The organism is Methanoregula sp. (assembly GCF_028679125.1).
Taxonomy (GTDB): domain Archaea; phylum Halobacteriota; class Methanomicrobia; order Methanomicrobiales; family Methanospirillaceae; genus Methanoregula.
Map to the genome: position 1 here is coordinate 95261 of NZ_JAJRCG010000001.1, position 12690 is coordinate 107950.

The window sequence follows — 12690 nt, forward strand, 5'->3', positions numbered from 1 at the left end:
CCGGTGTAATCGTTCTGCAGTTCACCGGACAAACCGTAACCGGATAACGGGGAAGTGTTTTGGAGACCTTTGGAGAACAACGTTTTAACTGGGCGAATTCCCCCTCTTGCACCACCGGTCACATGAGTGGGGGGCGCATCCCGATTACCCCGGAACAGGAACTGTTGTGACACCGCAACGGGAGGGATGCATCAGGTGTGGTGCATACGTACATGCCCCCCGGGAGCGAAAGACCTATTCAGGGATTTTTCCGGGGCAGATGAACTAAAAAAAGGAATTTGTTCCCCGGTCGGGAACTTATACTATGGGCTCTTTTTCCAGCGGTGCGACTTTCCGCTTGCTGGTGTCCTTGAGCTCATCTTCGGAAACTTTCGGGACCGCGTCCTGTATATCCTTGAGGATCGCATCGATGGTATCCTGTTTTGGAATAACACCGAGGATGTTGTCATCCATGACCGGCCGTCCTGCTACTTCTTCAACTGATTCGTCTTTTGCACCGAGGAACTTAGCACCCTGACGGATCAGCTCGGAAATTTCGAACGGGAAGATAATCTTGGTTGCCTGCCCGTTTGCCATGGACTTGAGCGCGTCCAGCGAGAGCACGGTGATTGCCTTCCTGTCCAGCGGTGCAGCCCCTACGGAGAGAATGCGTAGTCCCTGCGCTTCTCCCTGAGCCTGGAGGATCCTGGAGAGCCGCTCCCCTTCTGCCCTGAGGACCTTGCTCTGCCGTTCGCCTTCTGCTTCAAGAATCATGCTCTGGCGGAGACCTTCTGCCTTGAGGATGGCGGAGCGCTTCTCCCCATCTGCCCTGAGGATGGCAGCACGCCGTGCACGCTCGGCAGCGGTCTGCTCGGTCATTGCGTTCTTGACCGCTTCGACCGGGTCCACTTCCTTGATCTCCACCCGCTCGACCTTGACACCCCACTGGTCGGTCTCCTGGTCAAGGATGTCGCGGAGTTTCGTATTGATGACGTCCCGGTTGTAGAGGACTTCGTCGAGCTCCATGTCACCGATGATGCCACGGAGGCTTGTCTGGGCGAGCGCTACGGTTGCAAGCCGGTAGTTGGAGACCTCGAAGTATGCCTTCTCGGGGTCGATCACCCGGATATAGATGATTGCATCGACGTTGGTCGGGGAGTTGTCCTTCGTGATCACTTCCTGGCTCGGCACGTCGATGACCTGCGTGCGCAGGTCGAGCTTGGTGACATCGGAGACGAACGGGACGATCCAGCGGAAACCGGGATTCATGCGTCCTACGTACTGCCCAAGCCGTACCTGGAGCCCCTGCTCGTACGGCTGGACGATAACGACACCTTTTGCGAATATTACGACAATAACGAGAATCAAAAATATGACAATGAGCGTATCAATGAACGGCATGTTATGCAACCTCTTCTACAACAATATGGACCCCTTCGGAGTCCACGACTTTTACCTTCTTCCCTTCGGGGATCGATGAACCGGTTGAATGGGCGCTCCATTCTGTTGTCCCGATAATGACTTTCCCGGAAATGGTGTTTGGATCAACGGATTTTATCACGCGCCCCTCCATTCCCACGAGCGAGTCGCGGCTGATGGTCGTGGGGCTCTCGTCCGATGTGATCCGGCTGTACATCCAGACGGTGAAACCGGCGGCAGCGATTGCAACCGTAACACCGATAACGACGCCCCATCCGTTATTGAAGATATCCATCCCGAGAAGGAGCAGGATACCGAAGATGATCAGGACTGTTGCCGGTACGGTGGCAAAAAAACCCGGGCTGTGAACCTCCACGAGGAGGAGGGCAGCACCGATGACGATCAGCAGCCAGCCGAGGGCAATTCCTTCGAGAAGTACCATGATAACTCTTCGACTGCCGGAGAATAAAAGTATAGTATAAATTCCCGGGTTTTTATTAACCGTGTGGTCGAAACCAGGTGGCCCCTGCTTCGGCGCGGCAGGATCGCTGCTGAACGCTGACCCGCAAAGTGCGGGAGATCATGAAAACCCGGTACGCTAATCTCGGCGCAGTTTTGCTACCTTGACACCCACCGGTACGCCAAGTTCATCGGCCACCGGCTTGCATTTTGCGGCAAGGAGATATGCTACGGGAGGAAGGTTCTCCATCTCCGAGATGGATTCAAAGTTTGCCATCCCTTTGGCGAGGATGATCGTACAGTTGTCGATCGCAAGCCGCAGGTTGTCAGGGATGAGGTCCATATTAATACCGATCTCCGCTTCTGCACCACCCCCGGTTGTTGTCAGGAGATCGACCATGCGGTCCATCCCAAGGGAACGTGCATCCTCCATCGTTGCATCGTTCAGGATCGGGGATTCCTTTACCGCGAGGGTTACCTGCGAGCCATGGGATTTGAGGTACTGGATTAATAATTTGTCAAAGACGATCTCCCCGCAGTTATCGCATAAGTACACGACGCGGGAGCAGAGCGGCAGGATCTTGTCCGTATCATCGATATACAGGTCCTTTTCAATCTCCTCGTTGAAGAACGAAAGAAAGTCCCTGGTAACGGCATGACCCTTGACGCCGTAATCAAAGATATTGGCAATCACTGCTGCGTGCACATAATCCCTGAATGTGTGAAGACGGCCCCGTACCTGCATACACACCTCTGCAGCCTGGCGATTGCCGGAACGCTTGAGTTCATCGAACGGGTCGGGGTTCTCCAGCAGGGCATATGCCCTACGGTGGATGCGGCTGGCGACCTGCGGGTGGCTGAGCGGGAGATCCCGGAGTTCATCGATCACCTGTCGGCACTCTTTTTCCGTTTCAGCCGCAAGAGCGGCATCCGCTCCGCAGAGTGAACATTCGAGATTGATACGGGAGAGAAGACAGTCAACACAGGTATCAGTAATTTTCATACCGGTGCACCAAAAAACAACACAAATGGGGCCACTGAGATTTGAACTCAGGTCAGAAGACCCCCAGTCTCCTAGGATGGCCAGGCTACCCTATGGCCCCGCTCTCTTACTATTAGTCGATCTCACTTATGTATCTTATCGTGCGCAGATCGTTACTGTGAGGGGAATTCCCTGTATGGATCAGATAAGGATCAGATCTTTCCGCGCTTGAATTCTTCAACACGGCTTATGAGGTTCTCCAGTTCCGTGTCCGTGACCCGGATCCTGCCGGCAACGGATTCGACCTCCTGTAATAACTGTCGGATCCTGACATACATCAGGTAAATGATAAAGAGCTGGGCAACGATGACCCCCCCGAACAATACCAGCATGTAGCCTTCGTATGCCATGATCACTCCCCCCGCCCGTTACCGGAACACTGCCCGCGCGAGTCGATCAACGAACCCCTCTTCCTTTGTGCCGGCGTCTTCCTCCTCATATTCGACACCTGAAATCTGGGCTGCAATCCGTCGGAACGCTTTGGTTGCGGGGGATGTCGGGTACTTCAGAACACAGGGTGATTTGTACGCTGCTGCCCGTCGCACGTTTGCGTCCTCGGGGACAACATCGATCACACGGACGCCCAGGACATCTTCTACACTGTGGGACCGTATCTCGGTATGCTCGATGCCGGCCCGGTTGAGGATAGCGCCATAGACCTTCCCCCCCATTACCTCGCAGAGGATCTTTGTCTTAAGGGCATCAGCCATTGATGCAAGTTCCGGGTTGGCTACCAGGATGACCTGGTCAGCGACAGAGAGCGGGACCACACCCTCCTTGGAGATGCCGCTGGGTGCATCGATCAGGAGAAATTCGCAGCGGTCCACCAGTTTGTGCATCACGTCCCGGAGCTTATCCGGGTCTGCCTGCTGAAATCCCTGGAGCGAGATCCCGCTCGGTACGACTTTGAGGCCGGCGGGACCTTCATAAATTGCATCCTCGATATCGGCTTTTCCTGCCAGCACCTCATGGAGAGTGACCGGGACATCGTCCATCCCCAGGATCAGGGCCATGTTTGCCATACCGATGTCCGCATCGAGAATATAGGTCTCACGTTCGAGAAGGGATAACGAAATTCCGAGATTAACCGTAAGGGTGGTTTTGCCTACCCCGCCTTTGCCAGAAGTGATGGTATATGCCCGGATCATCAGGATTCCCGAAGCGTCTGGTTGGATAAAATGATATATATCCTTATGGATATGATTTGGGCTGGTTTTTCCTTTTCACGCCAATGTATGACAGGAACGTGAAAACCGTCTGGAATAATGGCCGATATCCTGTGATTTGTATTCCTATCTTCATGGAACCGGTGACGGCAGCCGTGAATCCCCCGTAAACCGGGAACTTCTGTAACGGGGATCTCCCAATAACCAGAAATGACGGGTTTTTTACCGAAACGGGGATATCTGGGCATGACAAAAAAGAATATGTATTTATGGTTCTACCGGGTATTATCAAATACACAGGGTAATGCAGCGGGAGCAGCAGCATGTTGAAACAAAAAATTACTGCATTTATTGAAACGATTCGATCTATTGACGGGGTTGCAGCGTGTGCGATGGTATCCCGGGACGGGATCATAGCTGGTAAAAGTTTTGATCGCGATCTCAATGAACCCTGGTTCGGGGCCCTCTCTGCAACAATCCTTGCATCCGCAGAATCCGTTGGCAGCATCATCAAGATGAAATCGATGACGTCTGTCAGTGTCAGGGGCCAGGACTCCACGGTTCTTGTCATGGGTGCCGGGGAGAATTTTCTGATTGCCATGATCCTTACGGATTCCGCAGATCAGGAATCCGTCCATGCTGCACTGCTCCCGGTTGTACAGAAGATCGCGGAGGCTATGTAATGTATACAATTCTTGTTGTCGACGACAGCCCATTCATTGTAGATGTGTTTGTGACCATGCTGGAACGCGGAGGTTACAGGACTGTTGCCGCGTACGGCGGGGAGGAATGCATCGAGATATTAAAGACCGTCACTCCGGATCTCATCCTGCTGGATATCATGATGGAACCCGTTGATGGGTGGCAGACCCTTGAACGGATCAAGGAGAGCCCGGAGACAAAGGAGATCCCGGTCCTGATGCTGACCGCAAAACAACTGACTCCCTCCGAGGCGCAGGAATACGGGATCTACATTGAGGATTATGTATTAAAGCCCATCACCCACCGCGAACTTTACGATGCCATTGAGCATGTACTCAGCCGCCGCCATGCCATAAAATCGGATATGGAGATGGCAAAGCAGTCGGGATTCGATAACGAGATCATCACAGAATACGCCCGTCTCAGCAAGAGCATCGATGTCAACAAGCGTCTCATGAAGATCCTGGAGACTACGTACAATTACAATGATTCAAAAGTCCGGGTCAGTGACGAGATCTCCCGCGCAATAAAGAGCATGGAAATGAACATCAAGTTCCAGGAAACCCGTCTCCAGCAGATCAAAGGAGAACTCTCCGGCACCCCGTCAATCACGACACCGGTCTAATCTTTCATACACAATTTATACTGTGCAGGCATATATTAACCCAAATCGGGATCGGATGGGATATGCCTGTCCGTCTGGCCATCTGCGCACACCATCCTTGTGGCAAGGAAGAGAGATCGTGGAAGATACAATCCTTATTGTTGACGATAGTCCTTATATCGTGGACGGGCTCGTTGCCCTGCTGAAACGCAAAGGCTTCAATCCCCTTGCTACGCATGGTGGCGATGAAGCTCTTGCTCTCCTTGCCACGGTCAAACCCGATCTCATCCTGCTCGATATTATGATGGAGCCGATGGACGGGTGGGAGACGCTTGACCGGCTCAAGGCAAACCCGGAAACGAAGGATCTGCCTGTGCTGATGTTCTCGGCAAAGAAGATCACGCCAGAGGAAGCCCAACAGCACTGTCTCAATATTGAGGATTTCGTATCAAAACCGGTCAATCCGACCCAGCTCCTCGAGGCGATAAAACAGATCTTTGCACGGCGACGCGATGTGAAAGCGGAGTCTCAGGTGGCTAAAGATGCCGGTGTGGATTCGGCACTAATTGAGGAATACGCAGCCCTCCGGAAGAGTATTGACGTGGACACAAACCTCCTTTGCGTCCTGAAAAAGGCATGCGGGATGAACAATGTCGGGCGCGCTGCCCCGGCGGAAGACCTCGCCGCCATCGAAAAACTGGAATCTAAGATACGTACGGATGAACAGCGTCTCAAAGAGATCAATGAGAAACATCATGTCAGGACGGAGGAGTCATGAGATTGGTGCAATGTATGCTGGAAAAAGTGGCATCTGAGCCTGGATAATATTTAAATAGTTTTTTGTCATTGTTATAATGCTGTACATCTTGGTCTGTAGAGCACAGAGTGGGTTCGTAGCTCAGTTCGGTAGAGCGCCTGGCTTTTAACCAGGTGGTCGGGGGTTCAAATCCCTCCGGGCCCGTTGCCACGAGTATTTCGTGGGTTTTTTGCGGTGATGCATCTGAGAGGAAATCTGTTCATTTGTGAGGGGGTTATTCATTGAGCACCAAACTGAATGTGTTGGACCACGTGATGGTGCCGGATCATAAAATCATGAGCGAGGAGGAGGTTTCCGAACTCCTGACGCGCTACAACATTACAACCGAACAATTACCGAAAATCTATCACGACGATCCTGCAGTAAAGACGATCAGCGCGGAAGCTGACGATGTAATCCGAATTATCAGGGCAAGCCATACGGCTGGCAGGGCCGAGGCATATCGTCTCGTGGTCAAGAGACCAAAGAAATAAATTCCGGGGTGGTCAGTCTGATTGACAGAAGTATTTTATCGAGGGCATATTTTTCACGGGAGCATGTTGCGCGCCACCAGCTTGACTCCTTCAACTATTTCCTTAAGCATAATCTTCAGAAAGTGGTCAACGAGCAGCGGGTCATTGAGACCGACATCGAGAACCGGGGCAGGAACAATGACCCGGTCTGGGTGGAACTCGGTACGATTGAAGTGAAAAAGCCGCTGGTGCGGGAGGCTGACGGTTCGCAGGGAGAGTTATACCCGAGCGAGGCACGGCTTCGCAACCTGACCTACGCGGCCCCGATCCAGTTGGGACTCACGCTCGTGCACGGTGAAGACCGGCAGGAGCCTATCGTCACGACCATCGGGCAGCTCCCGATCATGGTTGGATCGCTCGCCTGTAACCTCTATGGCATGGATGACGCCCAGCGCGTCTCCCATGGCGAGGATGCGTTTGATGCCGGTGGCTATTTCATCGTCAACGGCACCGAGCGCGTGCTCATGACGTTAGAGGATCTCGCATCCAACAAGATCATGACCGAGTTCACCGAGCGCTACAATGAGCGCATCTACGTGGCAAAGGTTTTCTCCCAGTTCCGCGGGTACCGCGCACTGGTGGTTGTCGAGCGGAACAAGAAGAACCTCCTCGAGGTCTCCTTCCCGTCCGTTGCCGGCCACTTGAAGTTCGTGGACCTGATGCGGGCACTGGGCATGACAAACGACCAGGAGGTCGTGAACGCAGTCTCGAGCGACGAGGATATCCTGACGTTCATGATGCAGAACCTGGAAGAGAGCGAGTGCGATTCGGTTGACGGCGGTGTCATGTATGTTGGTAAGAAACTGGCGCCGAACCAGACCAAGGACTACCAGCGCAAGCGCGCGGAGTTCGTCCTGGATAACTACCTCCTCCCGCATCTCAACTACTCGATGCCAGCGAACCTCAAGGAAGGCGACGAGGGTTACCAGGAAGCAGTCCTCTCGGTCCGGCTTGCAAAGGCCCATTTCCTCGGGCGTATGGCAGAGGCCTGTTTCGACCTTGTGCTGAACAAGCGCAGGATCGATGACAAGGACCACTACTCGAACAAGCGCCTGAAACTCGCGGGCGACCTGATGGAGGACCTGTTCCGTATCTCCCTCAACCGTCTCACCCGTGATATCAAGTACCAGCTCGAACGCGCCAGCATGCGTCACCGCGACCTCTCGATTGCGACCGCAGTCCGCGCTGACGTGCTGACCGAGCGTCTCCTCCACCCGCTTGCCACCGGTAACTGGGTGGGCGGGAGGACGGGTGTGTCCCAGCTTCTCGACCGCGTTGACCATATGGCCGTGCTCTCGCACCTCCGCCGTGTGATCTCGCCGCTCTCCCGGTCACAGCCCCACTTCGAGGCCCGTGACCTGCACCCGACCCAGTGGGGCCGGATCTGCCCGAGCGAGACCCCTGAAGGACCGAATTGTGGTCTGGTGAAAAACTTCGCCCAGATGGTGGAGATCAGCAAGGGTGTCGATGACGAGGAAGAAATCACGCGCATCCTGCACAACCTTGGTGTCGAGCACATCCGGGGGGAATCATGAGCAAGAAATCACGCGTATTTGTTGACGGGGCACTGATCGGTCTCGTGGACGACCCGAAGAACCTGGTTGCCAATATCCGTACCATGCGCCGCCAGGGTGCGATCTCGCCTGAAGTGAACGTCTCCCACAAGGAGTACAACGGCGATGTCGTGATCCTGACCGACCGCGGCCGCGCCCGCCGCCCGCTCATCGTCTTAAAGAACGGTGAGCCGCTCATCAACGATGAGGATCTTGCCCGGCTTGCAAAGAAGGAGATCGACATGAGCTTCTTCGTCCAGCGGGGCATGATCGAGTTCATCGATGCAGAAGAGGAAGAAGACCTCCTCATTGCCATGGACTTCACGAAAGTGACGCCCGAGCACACCCACCTTGAGATCGACCCCTCTCTGATCCTCGGTATCGGTGCAGCCCACGTCCCCTTCCCGGAACACAATGCCAGCCCGCGTGTCACGATGGGTGCAGGAATGGTCAAGCAGGCGCTCGGTTTTGGCGCTGCCAACATGAAGCTCCGCCCGGACACCCGTGGCCACCTGCTCCACTATTGCCAGAAACCGCTGACCCACACCCAGACTTCGGAACTGATTGGATCGGACGACCGGCCGGCAGGCCAGAACTTCGTGGTTGCCATCCTCTCGTACGAAGGGTACAATATTGAAGATGCGCTCATCTTCAACAAGGCCTCGATTGAGCGCGGCCTTGGCCGGTCCCACTTCTTCAGGACCTATGAAGGTGAAGAGCGCCGGTATCCCGGTGGCCAGATCGACCGCATCGAAGTCCCCGAAGAGGACGTTGCCGGTGCCCATGGTGCCGACTCGTACAAGAACCTCGACGAGGATGGTGTGATCAACCCCGAGACCGTTGTTGCCGAGAAGGATGTCCTGATCGGCAAGACCTCCCCGCCCCGGTTCCTCGAAGAACCCTCCGGGGAACTCATTGCTGTCGAGAAGCGCCGCGACACCTCTGTCACGATGCGCAGCAACGAACATGGTATCGTCGACACGGTCATCATCACCGAAGGCGAGAACAGTTCCCGGCTCGTGAAAGTCAGGACCCGTGACCTCCGTGTGCCGGAAGTAGGCGACAAGTTCGCATCCCGTCACGGGCAGAAGGGTGTCGTTGGTCTCATCACTCCCCAGGAGAACATGCCCTTCACAGAAGGAGGTCTCTCACCCGACCTCGTTATCAACCCCCATGCAATCCCGAGTCGTATGACCATCGGGCACATGCTTGAGATGATAGGCGGCAAGGTTGGCTCTCTGGAAGGCCGGCGCATCAATGCCACCGCCTTCGGTGGCGAGAGTGAGGCAGACATCCGTGCCTCGCTCAAGAAACTCGGTTTCTCGCACAATGGCCGCGAGCTTATGTATGATGGCCTCACCGGTAAGGCCTTCAAGGCCGATGTCTATATCGGTGTCATCTACTACCAGAAACTGTACCACATGGTATCGTCCAAGATGCACGCCCGCTCCCGTGGACCGGTGCAGGTCTTGACCCGCCAGCCGACTGAAGGCCGTGCGCGTGAAGGCGGTCTCCGGTTCGGTGAGATGGAGCGTGATGTCATGATCGGCCACGGCGCCGCCATGGCCTTGAAGGAACGCCTGCTCGATGAGTCGGATAAGGTTAACGAATATGTCTGTGCGCACTGCGGTATGGTTGCGATGCTCGACCGCAAGCGTAACATGACCCGCTGCCTTGCCTGCGGTAACGAGACCGATATCTACTCGGTCGAGATGAGTTACGCGTTCAAGCTCCTGTTGGACGAGATGAAGAGCATGGGTATAGCACCCAGACTGAGATTACAGGACGTGGTGTAACATGCCATCCCCAAAACGAATCGGCCAGATTGAATTTGGCCTCCTCTCCCCCAAGGAGATCCGTGAGATGAGCGTCCGGAAGATCATCTGGGCGGACACCTACGATGATGACGGGTTCCCCTATCCCCAGGGTCTCATGGACTTAAACCTCGGGGTTATCGACCCCGGTCTCCGGTGCAAGACCTGCGACCAGAAGGCAAGCGAGTGCCCCGGCCACTTCGGGCACATCGAGCTCGCAAAGCCCGTCATCCACGTCGGGTATACACGGCTCATCAGGAAACTCCTGCGTGTCACCTGCCGTGCCTGCGGCCGCGTGCTGCTCAGCCCTGAGGAAGTCGAGAAGGTAGTAGGTACCGAAGACGACCAGACGGGAGACCTCCTTTCAGAAAAGGATGTCAAGAAGGAGCGCGTCTGCCCGCACTGCGGTGAACAGCAGCTCAAGATCAACTTCGAGAAACCGACCACCTTCTCCGAGGTCATGGTGGAAGACGGCAAGAAAGTAGAGCACAAGCTCACTCCCGCCGACATCCGCGCCCGGATGGAGAAGATCCCGAACGAGGACCTGATCCCCCTCGGTATCAATCCCGACGTCGCGCGTCCCGAGTGGACCATCCTCACCGTGCTCCCGGTTCCTCCGGTCACGATGCGCCCCTCGATTATCCTTGAGAACGGCCAGCGGTCGGAAGACGATCTCACCCATAAGCTCGTTGATATCATCCGTATCAACCAGCGGTTCAAGGAGAACCAGGATGCAGGTGCGCCCCAGCTGATCATCGAGGATCTCTGGGAACTCCTGCAGTACCACGTCACCACCTACCTCGACAACGAAGTCGCAGGCTGTCCCCCGGCCCGCCACCGCAGCGGCCGGCCCTTGAAGACGCTCTCGCAGCGTCTGAAAGGTAAGGACGGGCGGTTCCGAGGTTCCCTCTCAGGTAAGCGTGTGAACTTCTCCAGCCGTACGGTTATCTCGCCCGACCCGAACCTTTCCGTTGCACAGGTCGGTGTCCCGCGCGCTGTAGCCAACGAGATGACAATCCCTGTCCGGGTTACCGCTTACAATATCGAGGAACTCCGGCAGATCGTCAGGACCGGCCCGGAACGCCCGGATGTCAATGCCCCGTGCGGTGCGAACTACGTCATCCGCCCGGACAACCGCAGGCTCCGGCTTGGTGCCGACAATCTCGACACCGTCGCCGACATGATCGAGCCCGGCTACACGGTCGAACGCCACCTCCGCGACAACGATGTCGTGCTCTTCAACCGTCAGCCATCGCTGCACCGGATGAGCATCATGGCGCACCGCGTCAAGGTGATGGAAGGCAGGACCTTCCGGCTCAACCCCGCAGTCTGCCCGCCGTATAACGCCGACTTCGATGGCGATGAAATGAACATGCACGTCCCGCAGACCGAAGAGGCGCGGGCCGAGGCAACCATTCTCATTGCCGTGCAGGAAAATATCCTGTCACCCCGTTTCGGCGGTCCGATCATCGGTGGTATCCACGACCACGTCTCGGGTATCTTCATGCTGACGCATGAGCTGCGCTGGTTCAAGAAGGAAGATGCGCTCTACCTCCTCCGCTATACCGGCATCGAGCACATGCCCCCGCCCGGCAAGGTGGAGAACGGCATTGAATACTGGAGCAACAAGCAGGTCTTCTCGGTCATCCTTCCGGAAAGCCTCAACATGGTCTTCAAGGCCACGTCATGCCAGAACTGCGATGTCTGTCAAAAGGAAAAGTGCGATCGTGATGCATACGTGCGCATCATCGACGGCCAGCTCCAGATGGGGACCATCGATAAGAAAGCAATCGGTGCATTCGACGGCCAGATCGTCAACCGTATCATCCGCCAGCAGGGCATGAAGCGGGCCACGAAGTTCATCGATGACTTCACCAAACTCTCGATCCGCGGTATCATGCTCGACGGGTTCTCGTTCGGTATCGATGACGAAGACCTCTCCAAGACCGAGTACGGCCAGATCGACGAGGTCTTAAAGAATGCGGCGCTCGATGTCGATCGCCGTATCAAGATCTACGAAGACGGCCAGCTCGAACCTATGCCAGGGCGTACCATTGAGGAAACTCTCGAGATGCAGATCATGCAGGTGCTGGGGAAGGCCCGAGACCTGACCGGTCAGATTGCAGGCCGCCACCTCGGTCTTGGGAACAGCGCTGTCGTGATGGCAGTCTCCGGTGCCCGTGGTTCGATGCTGAACCTGACCCAGATGGCCGGTTGTATCGGCCAACAGTCCGTTCGTGGTGAGCGTATCGTCAGAGGTTACGACGACCGGACGCTTCCGCACTTCAAGAAGGGCGACCGCGGCTCGGATGCCCACGGGTTCATCCAGCACAGTTACAAGGGCGGGCTCAACCCGACCGAGTTCTTCTTCCACGCCATCGGTGGCCGTGAAGGTCTCGTCGACACGGCAGTTCGTACATCCCAGAGCGGTTACCTCCAGCGCAGGATGATCAACGCGCTGCAGGACCTCAAGGTCGCATACGACGGCACCGTGCGGTCGACCGGTGGCAGGATCATCCAGTTCGAATATGGCGAGGACGGGACCGACCCGACCAAGAGTGCGTTCGGTGACCCGGTCGATGTGAAGGGTATCGTTGAAGCTATCCTCAAGGAGGAGGTATAA

At 55.8% G+C, this 12690-nt stretch carries 12 protein-coding genes and 2 tRNA genes; 8 read left to right on the top strand and 6 right to left on the bottom strand.

Translation table 11 applies throughout. The annotated features are described in order from the left end of the window. Positions 1 to 297: 297 nt before the first annotated feature. The 6 genes from LUQ43_RS00545 to minD all read right to left on the bottom strand — a co-directional run bounded on the left by LUQ43_RS00545 (position 298) and on the right by minD (position 4047). A complete protein-coding gene (locus LUQ43_RS00545; protein WP_299962684.1) occupies positions 298 to 1380 on the bottom strand; it encodes a stomatin-like protein in 1083 nt (360 codons plus the stop codon). Between the two features lies 1 nt (position 1381). After that, complete coding sequence (locus tag LUQ43_RS00550) at positions 1382 to 1840, bottom strand: NfeD family protein (protein ID WP_299962686.1); 459 nt, start codon at positions 1838 to 1840, stop codon at positions 1382 to 1384. Between the two features lie 156 nt (positions 1841 to 1996). Continuing rightward, the gene (locus LUQ43_RS00555; protein WP_299962688.1) at positions 1997 to 2860 is read right to left on the bottom strand and encodes an ARMT1-like domain-containing protein; all 864 of its coding nucleotides are present in this window, start codon (positions 2858 to 2860) and stop codon (positions 1997 to 1999) included. 26 nt (positions 2861 to 2886) lie between these two features. Continuing rightward, a tRNA-Pro gene (locus LUQ43_RS00560) sits at positions 2887 to 2960 on the bottom strand. A gap of 91 nt (positions 2961 to 3051) precedes the next feature. Beyond that, positions 3052 to 3249, bottom strand: a complete 198-nt coding sequence (locus tag LUQ43_RS00565) for a hypothetical protein (protein ID WP_299962690.1) — start codon at positions 3247 to 3249, stop codon at positions 3052 to 3054. 18 nt (positions 3250 to 3267) lie between these two features. Then, a complete protein-coding gene (minD, locus tag LUQ43_RS00570; RefSeq protein ID WP_299962692.1) occupies positions 3268 to 4047 on the bottom strand; it encodes a cell division ATPase MinD in 780 nt (259 codons plus the stop codon). Between the two features lie 341 nt (positions 4048 to 4388). On the opposite strand from minD, the gene LUQ43_RS00575 reads away from it, so the two are divergent. The 8 genes from LUQ43_RS00575 to LUQ43_RS00610 all read left to right on the top strand — a co-directional run bounded on the left by LUQ43_RS00575 (position 4389) and on the right by LUQ43_RS00610 (position 12690). Then, entirely contained in the window at positions 4389 to 4748 is a 360-nt protein-coding gene (locus LUQ43_RS00575; RefSeq protein ID WP_299962694.1) for a roadblock/LC7 domain-containing protein, read from the top strand. Further along, on the top strand, positions 4748 to 5392 hold the full coding sequence (locus LUQ43_RS00580; RefSeq protein ID WP_299962696.1) for a response regulator: 645 nt from the start codon (positions 4748 to 4750) through the stop codon (positions 5390 to 5392). The genes LUQ43_RS00575 and LUQ43_RS00580 overlap by 1 nt, the downstream gene beginning before the upstream one ends. 118 nt (positions 5393 to 5510) lie before the next feature. Next, positions 5511 to 6149 carry a response regulator gene (locus LUQ43_RS00585; RefSeq protein WP_299962698.1) on the top strand — a complete coding sequence of 213 codons (639 nt, stop codon included), beginning with the start codon at positions 5511 to 5513 and terminating at the stop codon, positions 6147 to 6149. 109 nt (positions 6150 to 6258) lie between these two features. Continuing rightward, a tRNA-Lys gene (locus LUQ43_RS00590) sits at positions 6259 to 6332 on the top strand. A gap of 77 nt (positions 6333 to 6409) precedes the next feature. Then, complete coding sequence (locus LUQ43_RS00595) at positions 6410 to 6661, top strand: DNA-directed RNA polymerase subunit H (protein WP_299962700.1); 252 nt, start codon at positions 6410 to 6412, stop codon at positions 6659 to 6661. Positions 6662 to 6669: 8 nt separating this feature from the next. Next, positions 6670 to 8235 (top strand): DNA-directed RNA polymerase subunit B'', encoded by a 1566-nt coding sequence (locus LUQ43_RS00600; RefSeq protein ID WP_299962702.1) that lies wholly within the window; start codon positions 6670 to 6672, stop codon positions 8233 to 8235. Further along, the gene (rpoB, locus tag LUQ43_RS00605; protein ID WP_299962704.1) at positions 8232 to 10049 is read left to right on the top strand and encodes a DNA-directed RNA polymerase subunit B; all 1818 of its coding nucleotides are present in this window, start codon (positions 8232 to 8234) and stop codon (positions 10047 to 10049) included. Before LUQ43_RS00600 ends, rpoB begins: the two co-directional genes overlap by 4 nt. Before the next feature lies 1 nt (position 10050). Beyond that, positions 10051 to 12690, top strand: coding sequence for a DNA-directed RNA polymerase subunit A' (locus LUQ43_RS00610; protein ID WP_299962706.1), 2640 nt, complete (start codon positions 10051 to 10053; stop codon positions 12688 to 12690).